Annotated in this window: 13 protein-coding genes; 3 read left to right on the top strand and 10 right to left on the bottom strand. The window is 66.0% G+C overall.

Annotation, left to right across the window (positions count from 1 at the left end; all coding sequences use genetic code 11):
• Positions 1-5 precede the first annotated feature (5 nt).
• The 7 genes from J2X67_RS00540 to J2X67_RS00510 all read right to left on the bottom strand — a co-directional run bounded on the left by J2X67_RS00540 (position 6) and on the right by J2X67_RS00510 (position 7,622).
• Positions 6-1,259 (bottom strand): MFS transporter, encoded by a 1,254-nt coding sequence (locus tag J2X67_RS00540; protein WP_309949556.1) that lies wholly within the window; start codon positions 1,257-1,259, stop codon positions 6-8.
• A 101-nt stretch (positions 1,260-1,360) separates the two neighbouring features.
• On the bottom strand, positions 1,361-1,495 hold the full coding sequence (locus J2X67_RS00535; protein ID WP_309949554.1) for a hypothetical protein: 135 nt from the start codon (positions 1,493-1,495) through the stop codon (positions 1,361-1,363).
• A gap of 82 nt (positions 1,496-1,577) precedes the next feature.
• Positions 1,578-2,405, bottom strand: coding sequence for a phosphonoacetaldehyde hydrolase (gene phnX / locus J2X67_RS00530; RefSeq protein WP_309949552.1), 828 nt, complete (start codon positions 2,403-2,405; stop codon positions 1,578-1,580).
• A gap of 10 nt (positions 2,406-2,415) precedes the next feature.
• Positions 2,416-3,570: a TIGR03364 family FAD-dependent oxidoreductase gene (locus tag J2X67_RS00525; RefSeq protein ID WP_309949551.1), complete on the bottom strand. Its 1,155-nt coding sequence runs from the start codon at positions 3,568-3,570 to the stop codon at positions 2,416-2,418.
• Positions 3,570-5,285: a putative 2-aminoethylphosphonate ABC transporter permease subunit gene (locus J2X67_RS00520; protein ID WP_309949550.1), complete on the bottom strand. Its 1,716-nt coding sequence runs from the start codon at positions 5,283-5,285 to the stop codon at positions 3,570-3,572. Before J2X67_RS00520 ends, J2X67_RS00525 begins: the two co-directional genes overlap by 1 nt.
• Before the next feature lie 229 nt (positions 5,286-5,514).
• Positions 5,515-6,588 (bottom strand): ATP-binding cassette domain-containing protein, encoded by a 1,074-nt coding sequence (locus J2X67_RS00515; RefSeq protein WP_309949549.1) that lies wholly within the window; start codon positions 6,586-6,588, stop codon positions 5,515-5,517.
• Positions 6,588-7,622, bottom strand: coding sequence for a putative 2-aminoethylphosphonate ABC transporter substrate-binding protein (locus tag J2X67_RS00510; RefSeq protein WP_309949548.1), 1,035 nt, complete (start codon positions 7,620-7,622; stop codon positions 6,588-6,590). Before J2X67_RS00510 ends, J2X67_RS00515 begins: the two co-directional genes overlap by 1 nt.
• Before the next feature lie 226 nt (positions 7,623-7,848).
• On the opposite strand from J2X67_RS00510, the gene J2X67_RS00505 reads away from it, so the two are divergent.
• Complete coding sequence (locus tag J2X67_RS00505; protein ID WP_309949547.1) at positions 7,849-8,409, top strand: phosphonate degradation HD-domain oxygenase; 561 nt, start codon at positions 7,849-7,851, stop codon at positions 8,407-8,409.
• Positions 8,410-8,519: 110 nt separating this feature from the next.
• Positions 8,520-10,307 (top strand): ABC transporter ATP-binding protein/permease, encoded by a 1,788-nt coding sequence (locus J2X67_RS00500; protein WP_309949545.1) that lies wholly within the window; start codon positions 8,520-8,522, stop codon positions 10,305-10,307.
• Here the strand turns inward: J2X67_RS00500 and queC are convergent.
• The 3 genes from queC to J2X67_RS00485 are packed head-to-tail and all read right to left on the bottom strand — an operon-like array spanning position 10,265 to position 13,832.
• Positions 10,265-10,993 carry a 7-cyano-7-deazaguanine synthase QueC gene (gene queC / locus J2X67_RS00495; protein ID WP_309949543.1) on the bottom strand — a complete coding sequence of 243 codons (729 nt, stop codon included), beginning with the start codon at positions 10,991-10,993 and terminating at the stop codon, positions 10,265-10,267. The two genes, J2X67_RS00500 and queC, sit on opposite strands and share 43 nt — an antisense overlap.
• Positions 10,994-11,049: 56 nt before the next feature.
• The gene (locus J2X67_RS00490; protein WP_309949541.1) at positions 11,050-11,550 is read right to left on the bottom strand and encodes a DUF1854 domain-containing protein; all 501 of its coding nucleotides are present in this window, start codon (positions 11,548-11,550) and stop codon (positions 11,050-11,052) included.
• Positions 11,550-13,832 carry an ABC transporter ATP-binding protein gene (locus J2X67_RS00485; RefSeq protein ID WP_309949539.1) on the bottom strand — a complete coding sequence of 761 codons (2,283 nt, stop codon included), beginning with the start codon at positions 13,830-13,832 and terminating at the stop codon, positions 11,550-11,552. Before J2X67_RS00485 ends, J2X67_RS00490 begins: the two co-directional genes overlap by 1 nt.
• Before the next feature lie 139 nt (positions 13,833-13,971).
• Between J2X67_RS00485 and cphA the strand changes: the two genes are divergently transcribed.
• Positions 13,972-16,215 carry a cyanophycin synthetase gene (cphA, locus tag J2X67_RS00480; RefSeq protein ID WP_354328394.1) on the top strand — a complete coding sequence of 748 codons (2,244 nt, stop codon included), beginning with the start codon at positions 13,972-13,974 and terminating at the stop codon, positions 16,213-16,215.
• Positions 16,216-16,217 lie beyond the last annotated feature (2 nt).

Genomic DNA, 16,217 nt, shown 5'->3' with positions numbered 1-16,217 from the left:
GCAAGCTATGCCGTGGCGGTGCGAAGCCACAGCTGCCGAACCCTGAACGTCAGCAGCGCCGCGATGCTGACGTTCAGCAGGTTCCAGCCGATACCGTTCAGGAATGCCGCGTGGTAGCTGCCCGTCAGGTCGAAAATCTTGCCCGACATCCAGCCGCCCAGCGCCATGCCGAAGAGCGTGAACATCAGCACCGTGCCCACGCGCGCGCCTGCTTCCGCGGGCGGGAAGTGCTCGCGCACGATGATGGCGTAAGACGGCACGAGCCCGCCCTGGAACAGGCCGAACAGCGCCGAGATCACATACAGCGGCACCAGCCCGTCGAAGGGCAGGAAGAGCAGCAGCGCCACGCACTGCAGCACGCCGCCAAGCAGCAGCGTGCGCAGCCCGCCGATGCGGTCGCAGATTGCGCCCGACACCAGCCGGCTCACCACGCCAAAGCCCAGCATCAGCGACAGCATCTGCGCACCCCGAGCAGCGCCGTAGCCGAGGTCGCCGCAATAGGCCACGATGTGTACCTGCGGCATTGCCATGGCAACGCAACAGGCCACGCCTGCCACGCACAGCAGCCCCTGGGCAGTGCCCATGCTGAAGCCGAAGGGCCGCATCATGTCTCGCACCGGCGCCGCACCCGATTCAGCGCCCGCCGGTGCGGTGGCCAATGCCGGTGGCCGTGCACGAAAGAACAGCGCGAGCGCCGCCATCGCAAGCCCGCAGAAAATGCCCATGCCGATGTAGGTCTGGCGCCAGCCGACCGTCTCGATGAAATGCTGTGCAATCGGCGGCCAGATGGCGCCGGCCACATAGTTGCCGCTCGCGCATACCGCCACCGCAATGCCGCGCCGCTTGACGAACCACAGCGACGTATCGGCCACCAGGGGCGCAAAAGCCGCGGCACTTCCCAGCAGGCCGACCAGCACGGCCTGCGCCGCAATGAAGGCAACGATGCCGTCGGCCATGCCGCACGCGACATAGCCCACGCCGAGGCTCAACGCACCGACCAGCAAGGGCCACATCACGCCGAAGCGATCGGCCAGCCGCCCCATCAGCACGCCACCCACGCCGAAGCCGAGCATCAGCAAGGTATATGGCAACGAAGCATCGGCGCGCGCGACACCGAACTCGGCCTGCACCGCGGGCAGCATCACCGAGACCACGTACATGCCGCTGCTGCCGACGGTCATGACGAGCAGCGTGAGGCCGAGCCGCACCATGGCATAGCGTGAATCGGCTTGATGGATGCTTGTCTCGGGTGTCGTCATTGTTTTTCTCCGCCGCGAGGATACCCGCAGGTACGGAGACGCATCGACGCGAGCGCGCAATAACCGGCGGCGCCTGGCCGCCTGCCGCCCGATGCGGCGAATCAGCCTGCGGACAGCACCGGCATCACGACATTCGCCGAAGCCTTGGGCATCGGTCCGCCCGGCTTGGGCTTGTCGTTGCAGCCGGCCGTCAACAGGCCGATGCAGAACAGAAGAACTACGGCTGTGCTTCTCATGCGGCGGATGCTATGCCCGCCACCCTGCAAGTCAAGTCGGACGCCGCGCCGTGCGCGTTCGCGCCTTTCGGGGGGCAGTCCCTCAGGCCGTGGCCGGCCGCTCGCCCGCCTGCAACCGGCGCTCGATGTCCTCGAGCACATTGGGCAAGTCGGCCACGCTGTCGATCACGTAGTGGGCACCCGCAGCCTGTAGTTGCGAAGTGGCGCGCTCGCGGTGCTCTTGCTGCTGTGCAGCATCGAGCGCCTGCCATTCGACGAGCGTGAGGCCTGTCGCGTTGCCGCTTATCGCAAGGCCCACGGCCCAGGTGCCGGCGTTCAGGCCCTCCTGCAGGCCCACGCCCGTGTCATCGACCTTGACCACCGTGTGCGGCGGCCACACGCCCAGGTCGGCAAAGCAGCGGTACATCATGAGCGGCGAGGGGCGGCCTTCGGCAAGATCGCCGGCGCACACGAGGTTGTCGGGCGCATAGCCGCCAGCGGCGGCAATGGGCGTCACCACTTCCATGATCGGCCGGTTGTAGCCGGTGGTCGAACCTATCTTGAGACCGCGTTCGCGCGCGGCATTGACGGCCTCCAGCGCTCCGGGAATGAACTCCGCATGGTCGCGCACGCTGGCCGCGTTCATCGGCGTGAACACTTCGTAGAGATGATCGACGTCGGCATCGCTGAAGGCGTGGCCCTGCGCCGCCTCCCACTGCGACGCGATGCGCGGCAGCGTGCCCAGCGCCTTGATGTGGTCCCACTTGGCCATGCCCATCGGCCCGCGTGCTTCGGCAACGGTGATGTCCACGCCGAACTGTTCGAACAGTTTCACGAAGGCACCCATGGGCGCGCAAGAGCCAAAGTCGATGATGGTGCCGGCCCAGTCGAAGACGACGGCCTGGAGCTTGGAGTGATTGTGTGCGTTCATAAAAAGGAGGTCACCATGTCTCGAACACGTCGTGCGCGATGCCGAAGCCGGTGCTCGCACCGGTGCCGCTGGTAACCAGCACCACGCGCGTCGCGTCGTCGGGCGCATCGATCACGCAGGGCGCGGCTTTCGACGACGGATAGACGCCGGTCCACCGCTCGGTGACCTGCGCTGTTTCGAGATTGAGCGTGCTGCGAAGATGGCGCAGGATGAGCTGATCGACCTCTTCCATCGCAAACGGCTCGGGCGCATCGCCGTAGTGGTGCGAGTCGCCAACCACCAGGGAGCCGTCGGCGCTTTGCACCACGATGAGGTGAATGCCGTGCGCGAGCGAAGCGGCTTCTTCCTCTTGAAGCCGCGCGCGCAAGGCGGCCGCTTCGGGCAAGGTGCTGTAGCCCTCGTAGCGCACCAGGCTCAGGTCCATCATTACGGAGCCCGGCAGCCGAAAGCCGACCTCCGGCTTGACGCGCAGCATCTGCAGGCGGCACAGCGTGAGCTCGTGCGCGGCAATGCGTTCGGCAAACAGGCCGTGCAGGTCGGTGTTGGTGCACACCACCACGCGCTCGCCGCGCAATGTGCCGCGCGAAGTACGCACGCGCGGCGTTTCTACCTCGTGCACGGTTTCACCGAAGCGGAACACCACGCCATGCACTTTGGCCAGCCATTTCGCAAGCAGGCCGATGGCGGTGCGCGATTCCACGCGCAGCTCGTGCGGGCTGAAGAGCACCGAGCGAGCGTCGGCCAAGCTCAGCGCCGGCGCCTTGGCCTGCGCGTCGGCCGCATCGAGCAGTTCGCAGCCTTGGCCCATGGGGGTTCGCATGAAGGCTTCGAGCACGTCGTGCGCTTCGTTCCGGTAGGCCGCGAGCCAGAGGTTGCGGTGCACGATGTCTATGCCAGCCTGAGGCGCGATGTGTTGCCAGACCTCGCGGGCGTGCATCGCGCGGCGCCAGGTGTCGCCCGGCGCTTGCCCGGTAATGGTGATGAAGCCGAAGTTGCGGATCGACGCGCCGATGCAGGCCGCATCGCGCTCGACCACGCACACCTTGAGGCCGCGCTGCGCCGCCGTATACGCATGGGCCATGCCCACGATGCCGGCCCCGACGACGATCACGTCGAAGCTGTTGTTACTGGTGTTGCTGCTGTTGTCGATTCGAGGTCCGGGCATTACCGGTTTCTCCAGGTTTGGGTGCGCGCGAGCGCCCAGTGCCCGGCCAGCGCGAACACGCCGCGGCCTGTAGCGGCCGTAAGCATGATCAGCGAGGCCATGGCCGCGGCGGGCGCCACGTCGCCGGCATCGTCCATGTTGAGCACGGCAATGGCGGCCAGCGTGGTCTGCGGCGAATAGAGGAAGACGACGGCCGACACCGTCGTCATTGCATTGACGAAAAAATAGCCGCCCACGTTGAGCACGGTAGGCAGCGCCACCGGCAGGTGCACGCGCCAGAGTGTGCGCCAGAAGGGAACGCCCATCGACTCGGACACCAGCTCGTATTCGCGGTCGAGCTGGCGCAGCGCGGTGAGCGAAGTGAGGTGCGCGACCGAGAAGAAATGCGCCACCGTACACACCACGAGAATGGTCATGCTGCCGTAGATGGCGCGCAGCGGATTCGACGGCGAAACGAAGAAGAAGATGTAGCCCACACCCAGCACCAGCCCCGGCACTGCAAGCGGCAAATTGGCGAGCAGGTTGAGCAACTCGCGCGGCAAACCGAAGTGGCGCGGCTTTTCGACGAGGTAGGCCGAAATGAAGGTGGCGAATGCACCCAACACCGCCGCGCACACCGCAAGCCGCAGCGAGTTGAAGTAGCTGCCCCAGCCGCCGCCGTCCATGTTGCCGAAGTCGTAGTTCTTGAGCGACGGAGCAAGCTTGTAGGGCCAGTAGGTAGCAAGCGACGCGAACACCGCCATGCCGATCATCACGACAATGGCGCAGGCCGTGAGCACGCAGAACACCAACAGCGCACGGTCTCGCGTTTTGACGGGCTCCGGCCGGTAAGGCGTGGCGCGCGCCGAGAGCGCCGCGGCCTGTTTGCTTCGCACGCGACGCTCGACCAGGAACGAGAGCACCGCCGGAATCAACAGCACCAGACCGACCACCGCGCCCATCTCAAAGTTTTGCTGACCGACCACCTGCTTGTAGATGTCGGTAGCAAGCACGCCCGTCTGCCCGCCCACCACTTTGGGCACGCCGAAGTCGGTAATCACCAGCACAAACACCACCATCGCTGCAACGATGAGGCCGTAGCGGGAAGACGGCAGCGTCACCGTGCGAAAGATGCGCCAACGAGAAGCGCCGAGCGTTTGCGCCGCCTCGTAGAGCCGACCATCGGAAGTGGCCATGGCGGTGGTGAGAATCAGCAGCGCATGCGGCAGTGTCCAGAACACCGAACCGAGAACAATGCCCAACGGGCCATAGATCGACGCACCGCCCAGCAGCCCCTTGAAGATCCCCTGGTTGCCGAACAGATAGACCAGGCTGATGGCCGGCAACAGCGAAGGTGCAAGCAGCGGGATGAGCGCCACGGCACGCAGCACGCCCTTGGCCGGCATGCAAGAAAGCGTGAGGCCGTAGGCATACACATAGGCAATGGCCGTGCAGATCACGGCACTGATCGCAGCGAGCCCAAGGCTGTTGAAAGCCGACTGCACCAGCGCAGGGTTCTCGAGGTAGCGCGCAAAGTTGGCCGCGCCGACGAACACGCCGGTGCGGTCGAAGAAGCTCTGGCCGACAAGTGCGCCGACGGGCAGCGCGACAATCACGACCAGCAGCAATACGACGAGCCACACGGCGGCGCCTGTCAGCCAGCGTTCGCGGTCGAATTCGTTTCTGCGTGTGATCACCATCGGGAGGGTGGCGACGGCTTCGGGAGAGCTGCTCATGTCAGCGGGACCCGCTCGAATTGGCGGTGGCTGAGTTCAGGGCGGGTGCACCGCCGATCAACAACCGCTCTTTGCAACGCGCCCGTCGATGGGGTGCCTTGCGCAGCGAAATAAAGGAGGAGGCCGCAGGCCGGGGGACATTCGCGGAGAAAGGTACCCCGTCGGCGGGTGCGCGCCCCGAATAAAGCATCAAACGCACGACGCTGCGAACCGACAACCAGGAACTCATTCAATGCGCCAGAACAGACAGCGCATTCAAAGGCAACTGGATATGCACCATGCTGCTGGGCACCAGCGGCTCCCCGCCATCGCCACGCGCATCTGCCGGCAACTCGGCTTCGATCTCGATGCCCAGCGGCTCGCAAGCCAGCCGGGCCGAAGTGCGGTTGCCGAAGAACTCCGTATCCAACAGTCGCGCCGCAAAGCTGTTGGCGCCGAGCTCCGAACCGAAGCGTTTGACCACCACATGCTCGGGCCGAATGCCCACCGTGGCCTGCGCACCTACGCTCAGGTTGCCCGGCGCACAGAACAGTTCGCTTTCGCGCACGCGCACTTTGCCGTCGGCCAACACCGTGGCGGGCAGCATGTTCATGCGGCCGACAAAGCCTGCCACAAAGCGCGTGCGCGGTTGGCGGTAGAGCTCGTCGGGCGTGCCGGCCTGCTCGATGCGGCCGTTGTGCATCAGCACCACGCGGTCGGCCATCGAGAGGGCTTCTTCCTGGTCGTGCGTGACCATGATGGTGACGATGCCCAGGCGCTTCTGCAGCGAGCGTATTTCGCTGCGCAGGCTTGCGCGCACCTGCGCATCGAGTGCCGACAGCGGTTCGTCGAGCAACAGCAGGCGCGGGTTGGGCGCCAGTGCACGGGCCAATGCGACGCGCTGCTGCTGGCCGCCCGAAAGCTGCACCGGGTACTTGTCGGCATGGGCGGCCAGCCCGACCAGGTCGAGCATCTCGCGCGAGCGCTTGGCCATCTCGCGCGCCAGTGCGCCGGTGGGATGCAGCCCGTAGGCAATGTTCTGCGCGGCAGTGAGATTGGGGAACAGCGCATACGACTGGAACACCACGCCAAAGCCGCGCGCGGCGGGGGGCAGGCCCGCGATGTCCTGCCCGCCGAGCAGTATCTGCCCGCTGTCGGCACGCTCGATGCCGCACACGATGCGCAGCAGCGTCGTCTTGCCGCAACCCGAGGGCCCGAGCAGGCACACGAACTCGCCCGGCTCGATGTCCAGGTCGATGCCGTCGAGCACCCGCGTGGCGCCAAAGGACTTGCCTATGCCGCGAAGAGAAAGAAAGCTGGTCATCACATCGGCTTCTTTTCCGACTTGGATTCGTAGCGCTTCGACCATTCCGTCAGGATGCGGTCGCGGTTGGCTGCGGCCCAGGTGAAGTCGTTCTTGGCGAGCAGCTTCTCCACGTCGCCGGGCACGAACTCGAGCTTTTCCTGGATACCCGGCAGCGCGAGCACCGCAAAGTTCTTTGCGTACAGCTCGTTGGCCTGCCTGGTCACTGCCCAATCGGCAAGCGCCTTGGCTGCTTCCTGCTTCTTGCTGGTCTTCATGATGCCGGTGGCTTCCATGTCCCAGCCCAGGCCTTCCTTGGGCAGCACGATGTCGATGGGAGCGCCGTCGCGCTTGGTCTTGTTGGCGCGGTATTCGAACGACATGCCAAGCGCGAACTCGCCGGCGCCGGCCTGGCGGCAGGGCTTGCTGCCCGACTGGCTGTAGATGCCGATGTTCTGGTGCAGCGCGTCCATGTACTTCCACGCCTTTTCTTCGCCCATCATCTGGATCCAGCCCGAGACCATCAGGTAGCCCGTACCCGACGCGGCGGGGTTGGGCATGGTGATCTGGCCCTTGTAGACCGGATTGGTCAGGTCGGCCCAGCTTGTGGGCTTGGGCAGGCTCTTCTTTTGCGCTTCGGCGGTGTTGAAGCAGATGGCCGACGACCACACGTCCATGCCCACCCACTTGGGCGGGTTGGCCGCATCGCGCATCGTGGGCTTGATGGCGTCCAGGCCCTTGGGCGCATAGGGTTGCAGCATGCCCTCCTTGTCGAGCAGCATCAGCGAGGTGGCGGCCAGGCCCCACACCACGTCGGCTTGCGGGTTGGCCTTTTCGGCCAGCAGCTTGGCGGTGACGATGCCGGTGGAATCGCGCACGAACTTCAGCTCGATGGCCGGGTTTTCTTTTTCAAACGCAGCCTTGTAGGCCTGCACCTGGTCGGCTTCCAGCGCCGTGTACACCAGCAGCTCGGTGCGGCCTTGGGCCGAAGCGGCAAAGGCCAGCGAAAGCAGGGCGGCCGGCACGGCGGCCCAGCGGATAGAACGACGCAGCATGGGGAATACCTCGGAAAAGAAGACGAAGCGGGAAGTAACGCGGAAGAAGAAAGTACCCATGGCAAGCGCCATGAACGCGGCGATGCTGGCAGCGGCGTGTGACAGGCATTTGTCAGAAGACATGTGCTTGCACGCCGGTTGCGGCCCCTCGTCATGCCCCTGTCACTGCAATGCGCGAAGCTCGCGTGCTGCCACCCCTGCGTTTTCAGCTTTTTGTTTCGGAGCCATGACACTCGACCTCGCCGAGATCGCCCGCCTGTTTGCCGAACGGGGCGAGGTCGCGTATGCGGGCGAGCCGGTGTCGCAGCTCGAGCATGCGCTGCAGTGCGCCTGGCTGGCCGAGCAGGCCTGCGCCGGCGACGCGCTGGTCACGGCCTCGCTGCTGCACGACCTTGGCCACCTGCTGATTGCAGAGCACCAGACGCTTTCGCGCTCACCCTCCGAGTTGGGCATCGACGACCGGCACCAATACATTGCAATGCCGGTGCTGCGCGGCGCCTTCGGGCTGGAGGTGCGCGAGCCGGTCCGCCTGCATGTGGATGCCAAGCGATATCTTTGCGCGACTCGGCCCGGCTACTTCTCGCGGCTGTCGCCGGATTCGGTGCGCAGCCTCGCACTGCAGGGCGGGCCAATGAGCGCGGAGGCCGCCCGGCGCTTTGCCGACCATCCCTGGTCGGGCGATGCGATACGGCTGCGGCTCTGGGACGAAGAGGCCAAGGTGGCCGGGCTCCAGACGCCGCCGCTCAAGCACTTTCTGGAAATTGCGGCCCGGGTCATGCTGCGCTGAGGCTGCGGCCCCGCGGCCTGCGCGCGCCAGCTTCAGGCCGGCTTAAGAAATTTGTCTAGGATGGCTCCCTCAAGATCTCCGCGCGCAAGCGCCTCCGAGGAAAGCCCCGCATGTCCCCTTCCGTCAACGAACGCGCAAAAACCTTCATCCAGGTGCTGCGCCGCGTTTTAGCGCTCGCGGCCCCCTACTTCCGGTCGGAGGAGAAGTGGCGTGCACGGCTCATGTTCGCTGGCATCGTCGCCCTCAACCTGGCGTATGTTTATGCGCTGGTGCTTTTCAACCAGTGGTATGGCCGCTTCTACGACGGCCTGCAGAACAAGGACGCCGCCGTGTTCTGGCGCGAGGTCCGCGTGTTCTGCGTACTGGCCTTCTTCAATATCGCGCTGCAGGTGCTCAAGTTCTATGTGACCCAACTGCTGCAGTTGCGCTGGCGCGCGTGGATCACGCGCAACTATCTCGGCCGCTGGATGGCCAACCGCACGTTCTACGAGCTGGAGCTCGCCCGCTACGCCAAGAGCGACGGCGCCACGCCCGACAACCCCGACCAGCGCATCCAGGAAGACATGCAGCTCTTCACCGCGGCCACCATGACGCTCTCGATGGGGCTGCTGAACGCCGTGGTCACGCTGATCAGCTTCGTGGGCATTCTCTGGGGCCTGTCGGGCACCACGGCGCTGCCGATCGGCGGCACCACCTACGAAATCGCCGGCTCGATGGTGTGGCTCGCACTTGTCTACTGCGTGGTCGGCACGGTGATCACCCACTACATCGGACGTCCGCTGATCGGGCTGAACTTTCGCCAGCAGCGCTTCGAGGCCGACTTCCGGCACCACCTGGTGCGCGTGCGCGAATACAGCGAGGCAATTGCGCTCGACCGCGGCGAGACGGTGGAACGCGGGCAGCTCGACCTGCGCTTTGGCGCGGTGCTGCGCAACTATCTCGCGCTCATCAAGCAGCAGAAGAACCTCGTGACCTTCACCGCCTTTTTCGGCCAGGCTGCGGTGATCTTCCCGTTCGTGGTGGCGGCACCGCGCTTCTTCAGCGGCGCGATCCAGCTGGGGCAACTGATGCAGATTTCATCGGCCTTCGGCAAGGTGCAGGACGCCTTGAGCTGGTTCGTCGACAACTACGACAACGTGGCTTCGTGGCGCGCGACGGCCGACCGGCTCACAAGCTTCGACGATGCGATCCGCGCGCATGCCGAAAAATCGAACGCCTTCGAACGCAGCGATGCAGAGGTGCTGCGCGCCGACGGACTCTCGCTGAGCCTGCCGGGCGGCAGCAAGCCGCTGCTCGCGAATGCAGCGCTTTCGGCCGCGGCCGGCGACAGCGTGCTGGTGCAGGGCCCATCGGGCAGCGGCAAGTCCACGCTGTTCCGCGCCTTCGCGGGCATCTGGCCGTTCGGAAGCGGCAAGGTACAGGTGCCGGCGGACGCGATGTTCTTGCCGCAGCGGCCCTACGTGCCCAACGGCCCGTTGCGCCAGGCGCTGGCCTATCCCGAAGATGCCGCCAGGTACAGCGACGCCGAGCTGCGCCAGGCCCTGGCCGACGCGCTGCTGCCCGACCTGGCCGCCCGGCTCGACGACAGCGACGCCTGGAGCCAGAAGCTCTCGGGCGGTGAACAGCAGCGGCTCGCAATTGCGCGCGTGCTGCTGAAGAAACCGCGCTGGGTGTTCGCCGACGAAATCAGCAGCGCGCTGGACGGGCCGGCCGAGCACGCGCTTTATCAGCGCCTTTCGGAAATGGTGCGCGAACGGAACGGCGCGATGGTCTCCATTGCGCACCGCGCGGCCGTGGGCGAGTTCCACACCCAGCGCTGGACGCTGGTGCCTGAGGCCGAGGGCGCCGCCGCGCGCTATCGCGTGGAGGTGGCGCCGGCAGGCGGCGTCGCCGCGTAGCGCTCCCAGCCCTTCTTGCGCAAGTCGCAAGCAGGGCACTCGCCGCAGCCGTAGCCCCAGGCCTGGCGGTGCTCACGGTCGCCGAGATAGCAGGTGTGGGTTTCTTCCACGATCAGGTCGACCAGCGGCTCGCCGCCCAGGCGGTGCGCCATCTGCCAGGTCTCGGCCTTGTCGATCCACATCAGCGGCGTTTCGATGACAAGGCGGCGTTCCAGCCCGAGCGAAAGCGCAAGCTGCATCGCCTTCATGGTGTCGTCGCGGCAGTCGGGGTAGCCCGAAAAGTCGGTTTCGCAAACGCCGGTAACGATCACCTGCAGGCCGCGGCGGTAGGCCAGCGCGCCGGCCAGGGTAAGAAACAGCAGGTTGCGGCCGGGCACGAAGGTGTTGGGCAGGCCGTCGGCCTGCATTTCGAAGGCCACCTCTTCGGTGAGCGACGAGCCGCCGAGCTGCGCCAGTGCGGCCAGCGTGAGCACGTGGTCTTCGCCCAGGCGCGGCGCCCAGCCTGGAAAGCGCTCGCGCATTTTCGAAAGGATGGTGCCGCGCACGTCGAGTTCGACGCGGTGCCGCTGGCCGTAGTCGAAGCCCAGCGTTTCAACGCGCTGGTACTTGGAGAGCGCGTCCGCGAGGCAGGTGGTCGAGTCCTGGCCACCGGAGAACAGGACGAGGGCGGTGGTGTGCAGGGGCATTTCTCTTCGACGGCGCCGGGCCGTCGCGGTACAAAAGCCCCGATTTTCGCAGCCTGCTACAGAAAGCGCTCGAGCAGCTTGCGCGAGGGGCGGTCGAGCGTCTTCACATCGGGAATGCGGAACTGCACGCCGTGCGCACTGGCAATCAGCAGCGCGCCGCCCTCCAGCCGGCGAATGTCTTCCTCGGCCTTGAGCACGAAGCTGGTTTCGCCGCGGTCGGTGCTCACCGTCCAGGTGCTGGGCACGCCGAAGCTCGACACGCCATGCAGCTTGAGCAGCGTGGGTGCAAAGTCGCGCACGGCCAGCTCTTGCTCCAGCAATGCGCGCGTTGCCGGCGGCAAGGCTTCGACGCGGTCGATCCAGACCAGTTCGCGGCCCTCGCTGCCGACCAGCGACACGCCCTCTGCGGGCGCGCTGAGCGGAAAGGCGCGCACAGGCGTCACACCCACGTGGCGCTCGCCGCCGGCATCGGTCAGCACAAGGCGGCCGAAATCGTCGCGCGCAAGTTCGAAGACGGGGACGGCGGCGGGGGCTGTGTTGTTGCTGCTGTTGTTCATCACGCGTCTCCAGCCGGATGCGCCGCATGGCTCGGCACCAACTGCATCTGGGCGCCGGCACGTTCGTTCACCGCGCCTTCGCTCGCATCGTCGTCCGCCTGCCGCAATTGCGCCTGGTAGAGACGCCAATACGCGCCCTGCTTCGCCATCAATGCGTCGTGCGGACCGACTTCGACCACCTCGCCGCGGTCCATCACCACCAGCCGGTCGGCCTTGCGCAGCGTTGAGAGGCGGTGCGCAATGGCAATGGTGGTGCGGCCTTGCACGAGGTTGTCGAGAGCCTTCTGGATTTCTTTTTCTGTCTCGGTGTCCACGGCCGACGTGGCTTCGTCGAGGATGAGGATGCGTGGGTCGATGAGCAGTGCGCGCGCAATGCTGATGCGCTGGCGCTCGCCGCCCGAAAGCCCTTGGCCGCGCTCGCCCACGAGCGAGTCGTAGCCGTGCGGCAGGCGCAGGATGAAGTCGTGCGCATGGGCGGCGCGGGCTGCTGCCACGATTTCTTCGCGCGTGGCATCGGGCTTGCCGTAGGCAATGTTCTGAGCAATGGTGCCGAAGAACAGAAACGGCTCTTGCAGCACCAGCCCGACATGGCGCCGGTAGTCGGCCACGGCAAAGCGGCGAATGTCGGTGCCGTCGACCTTGATGGCGCCATCGGTCACGTCGTAGAAGCGGCAGATCAGGTTGACCAGCGTGCTCTTGCCCGAACCGCTGTGGCCCACCAGGCCGATCATCTCGCCGGGCTCGATGGTCAGGTCGAGGTCGCGGATGACCGCGCGCGAACCGTAGCGAAAGCCCAGCCCGCTCATCTCGATGCGGCCCTGCACGCGTTCGATCTTCACCGGGTTGGTGGGCTCGGGCACGTTGCTCACGTGGTCGAGAATGTCGAAGATCCGCTTGGCGCCAGCCGCAGCCTTCTGCGTGACCGAGACGATGCGGCTCATCGAATCGAGCCGCGTGTAGAACCGGCCGATGTACGCAATAAAGGCGGTGAGCACACCCACGGTAATGCTGCCGCGCGCCACCTGCCAGATGCCGAAGCCCCACACCACGAGCAGGCCGATTTCGGTCAGCAGCGAAACGGTGGGCGTAAACAGCGACCAGGTGCGGTTGAGCTTGTCGTTGACCTGCAGGTTGTACACGTTGGCAATGCGAAAGCGCTCGGCTTCGCGGCGCTCTTGCGCAAAGGCCTTGACCACGCGAATGCCCGGAATGGTGTCGGCCAGCACGTTGGTCACTTCCGACCACACGCGGTCGATCTTCTCGAAGCCCGTGCGCAGCCGGTCGCGCACCACGTGGATCATCCAGGCGATGAACGGCAGCGGCACCAGGGTGACTACCGCCAGCAGCGGATTGATGGACACCAGGATGACCGCGGTCATGACGATCATCAGCACGTCGTTGGCAAAGTCGAGCGCATGCAGCGAGAGAAACACGTTGATGCGGTCGGTTTCGGAGCCGATGCGCGCCATCAGGTCGCCGGTGCGCTTGCCGCCGAAATAGTCGAGCGGCAACGTCAGCAGGTGCTCGTACGTGGTGGTGCGCAAGTCGGCGCCAATGCGCTCCGAGACCAGCGCCAGCAGATAGGTGCGTGCCCAGCCCAGGCCCCAGCCGACCAGCGCCGCGCCGAGCAGCCCGCTCAGGTAAAGCGCCACGCGCGAGGGATCGATCTTCTGCCCGTTCTGGAACGGAATCAGGATGTCGTCCATCAGCGGAATGGTCAGGTACGGTGGCACCAGCGTCGCGGCGGTCGAAATCAGGGTCAGGAAGAAGCCCGCGATCAACTGCTTGCGGTAAGGCTTGGCAAAGCGGCCCAGGCGCAGCAGCACCCAGGTCGAGGGCGGTGTCTGCAGTTCGGCGTCTGCCGCGGCCGGGTCGTCGCCGTCGGGCTCTGCTGTCGCCTCGGCGACAATTCCATTTACCCGCTGGCCGAAGAGCTTGAGCAAGCGCAGCGCGGCAGGCTGGTTGGCCAACGTGTAACGCCAGCGCGCCAGCCGGCCCTTGGCACCCACCAGATCGAGGGTGCCAACGCCTGAATGGTCGTTGAGATACAGTTCAAGAGATTCGTCTGCTAGTGACCACTCACACCATTGCCCGCCCGGTTGCAGCGCGAGCAGCCGCCGGTCGGTCAGTGTCACCTGACCAAACGTAAACAGAAGTTCATCGTCAAGGTCAACCGGTAATGTGACCAGAACGTTTTCCGCGGCAGTGAGCCGGCTTTTCAGCGCGTCTGAGGCCGCCTCTGTTTCGCCCTCCCGGGTGCCGACTGGATCGTGATGTTGCATTGTGTTTCTTTGACTCTTGCCCGTCGCGGGCCTCAGGGACCGCGCCATGGCGTCCTTTGTCGGGCGCCGATTCTGACCGATTGCCATGGGCGCGCTTGAAGGCGCCGTGGTGCTCGGCCAAAGCACATCGAACGTTTGCATGACCCGTTTCGACGACATCCGCCTGCTGCGCATCAACTATTTGCGCGGTCCCAACCTCTGGACCTACCGTCCGGTGCTCGAAGTCTGGCTCGACCTGGGCCAGCTCGAAGACTACCCCTCCAACAAGATCGACGGGTTTACCGACCGCCTGACCACCCTGCTGCCGGCGCTCATCGAGCACCACTGTGGCGTGGGCGAGCGCGGCGGCTTCATCCAGCGTCTGACCGAAGGCACCTGGTCGGGCCACGTGCTCGAACACGTGGTGATCGAGCTTTTGAACCTGGCCGGCATGCCGACCGGTTTCGGCCAGACCCGCAGCACGTCGGAGCACGGCGTATACCGCATGGTGTTCCGTGCGCGCGACGAGCAAGTGGCCCGGGTGGCGCTGGCCGAGGGCCATCGCCTGCTGATGGCGGCCATCAACAACGACCCGTTCACCGCCGCCGACGTGCAGAAGGCCGTCGATGCGGTCAAGGCCAAGGTCGAAGACTGCTACCTTGGCCCGAGCACCGCGGCCATCGTCTCGGCAGCCACCGACCGCGGCATTCCGCACATGCGGCTGAACAGCGGTAACCTGGTGCAGCTGGGCTACGGCGCCAACCAGCAGCGCATCTGGACCGCCGAAACCGACTACACCAGCGCCATCGGCGAATCGATTGCCAGCGACAAGGAACTGACCAAGTCGCTGCTCGCAAGCTGCGGCGTGCCGGTGCCCGAAGGCCAGGTGGTGGCCAGCGCCGAAGAGGCCTGGGAAGCCGCCGAGGACATCGGCCTTCCCGTGGTCGTGAAGCCCTCCGACGCCAATCACGGGCGCGGCGTGTCGCTCGAACTCACCACGCGCGAAGAAGTCATGGCAGCCTTTGCCGTGGCCGAACCCGAAGGCAGCGACGTGATGGTCGAGCGCTTCATCCGCGGCCACGAACACCGCCTGCTGGTGGTGGGCGGCGAAGTGGTGGCGGCCGCGCGCGGCGAGATCATTACCGTAACCGGCGACGGCAAGAGCACCGTGGCCGAACTCATCGAAAAGCAGCTCAACAGCGATCCGCGCCGTGGCGCCGAAGAGGAATACCCGCTCGACCTGATCGTGCTGGCCACCGACGCCAAGCTGCAGCTCGAACTCAAGCGGCAAGAACTCGACGGTGCCTCGGTGCCGGCCGCGGGCCGCGTGGTCACCATCCAGCGCAACGGCAACATGGCCAACGACTGCACGGACCAGGTGCACCCTGAAGTGGCGCATGCCGCCGTGCTGGCCGCGCGCGTGGTCGGCCTCGACATTGCCGGCATCGACCTCGTGGCGCAAGACATCGGCAAGCCGCTCGGCCCGCAGCGCGGCGCCATCGTCGAAGTGAATGCCGGCCCCGGCCTGCTCATGCACCTGAAGCCGGCTGTCGGCTCGCCGCGCCCGGTGGGCCGCGCCATTTGCGACCATCTGTTCCCCAACGACGCACCCGGCCGTATTCCGGTGGTGGGCGTCGCGGGCTCCAAGGGCACTGCCGTGCTCGCGCGGCTGGTTGCCTGGGTCATCAACCTTGGCGGACGCCACACCGGCCTTGCCTGCCGCGACGGCCTGTTCCTCGAGCGCCGCCGCGTCGATGCACGCGACAGCGCCAACTGGGACGCCGGCCACCGCCTGCTCGTGAACCGCGCGGTGGAAGCCGTGGTCATCGAGAACGGCGCCGAAACGATTCTGCGCGACGGCCTTGCCTACGACCGCTGCGAAGTCGGCATCGTTACCGACCTGGAAGGCGTCGAGGCGCTGGCCGACTATGACATCACCGAAAGCGACCAGATGGTCAAGGTGCTGCGCACGCAGGTCGACGTGGTGCTTGCCGAGGGCACGGCCGTGCTCAATGCAGGCGATCCGCGCGTGGCGGGCCTGGCGCCGCTGTGCGACGGTTCAGTCATTCTGTATGCCGCCGATCCGCAGGCCCCCGCGCTCACCGCGCACCAGGCTGCGGGTGGCAAGGCCGTGCTGGTACGGCAAGACCGCGTGGTGCTGGCCAACGGCAGCAGCGAATCGTTCCTGCCCGGCCTCGGCCGCCTGACCGTCTGGCGTGCAACGCACGCGGGCGTCGGCCTGGAGAGCGTGCTGGCCGCAGTGGCCGCAGCCTGGGCGCTGGGCATTCCGCTGAACCTCATCGGTGCCGGTGTCGAGGCTTTTGAAGCCGACCTGCAGGCGGCGCTGGCTTCGCTGCAGCTTTCGCAGACGCAGCCGCTTTCGTCCCAACCACAACTTGCCTGATG

Origin of the sequence: Variovorax sp. 3319 (assembly GCF_031456585.1) — a bacterium.
Classification (GTDB): domain Bacteria; phylum Pseudomonadota; class Gammaproteobacteria; order Burkholderiales; family Burkholderiaceae_C; genus Variovorax; species Variovorax paradoxus_P.
The sequence above is the reverse complement of the archived record's forward strand: the minus strand, read 5'-3'. Positions and strand labels throughout refer to the sequence as shown.

What these genes read in the sequence shown, in the direction of transcription:
- J2X67_RS00540 (WP_309949556.1), bottom strand. Translation starts at nt 1,259, where the DNA reads ATGACGACACCCGAGACAAGCATCCATCAAGCCGATTCACGCTATGCC.
- J2X67_RS00520 (WP_309949550.1), bottom strand. Translation starts at nt 5,285, where the DNA reads ATGAGCAGCTCTCCCGAAGCCGTCGCCACCCTCCCGATGGTGATCACA.
- J2X67_RS00535 (WP_309949554.1), bottom strand. Translation starts at nt 1,495, where the DNA reads ATGAGAAGCACAGCCGTAGTTCTTCTGTTCTGCATCGGCCTGTTGACG.
- J2X67_RS00485 (WP_309949539.1), bottom strand. Translation starts at nt 13,832, where the DNA reads ATGCAACATCACGATCCAGTCGGCACCCGGGAGGGCGAAACAGAGGCG.
- J2X67_RS00500 (WP_309949545.1), top strand. Translation starts at nt 8,520, where the DNA reads ATGTCCCCTTCCGTCAACGAACGCGCAAAAACCTTCATCCAGGTGCTG.
- phnX (WP_309949552.1), bottom strand. Translation starts at nt 2,405, where the DNA reads ATGAACGCACACAATCACTCCAAGCTCCAGGCCGTCGTCTTCGACTGG.
- J2X67_RS00515 (WP_309949549.1), bottom strand. Translation starts at nt 6,588, where the DNA reads ATGACCAGCTTTCTTTCTCTTCGCGGCATAGGCAAGTCCTTTGGCGCC.
- cphA (WP_354328394.1), top strand. Translation starts at nt 13,972, where the DNA reads ATGACCCGTTTCGACGACATCCGCCTGCTGCGCATCAACTATTTGCGC.
- J2X67_RS00510 (WP_309949548.1), bottom strand. Translation starts at nt 7,622, where the DNA reads ATGCTGCGTCGTTCTATCCGCTGGGCCGCCGTGCCGGCCGCCCTGCTT.
- queC (WP_309949543.1), bottom strand. Translation starts at nt 10,993, where the DNA reads ATGCCCCTGCACACCACCGCCCTCGTCCTGTTCTCCGGTGGCCAGGAC.
- J2X67_RS00505 (WP_309949547.1), top strand. Translation starts at nt 7,849, where the DNA reads ATGACACTCGACCTCGCCGAGATCGCCCGCCTGTTTGCCGAACGGGGC.
- J2X67_RS00525 (WP_309949551.1), bottom strand. Translation starts at nt 3,570, where the DNA reads ATGCCCGGACCTCGAATCGACAACAGCAGCAACACCAGTAACAACAGC.
- J2X67_RS00490 (WP_309949541.1), bottom strand. Translation starts at nt 11,550, where the DNA reads ATGAACAACAGCAGCAACAACACAGCCCCCGCCGCCGTCCCCGTCTTC.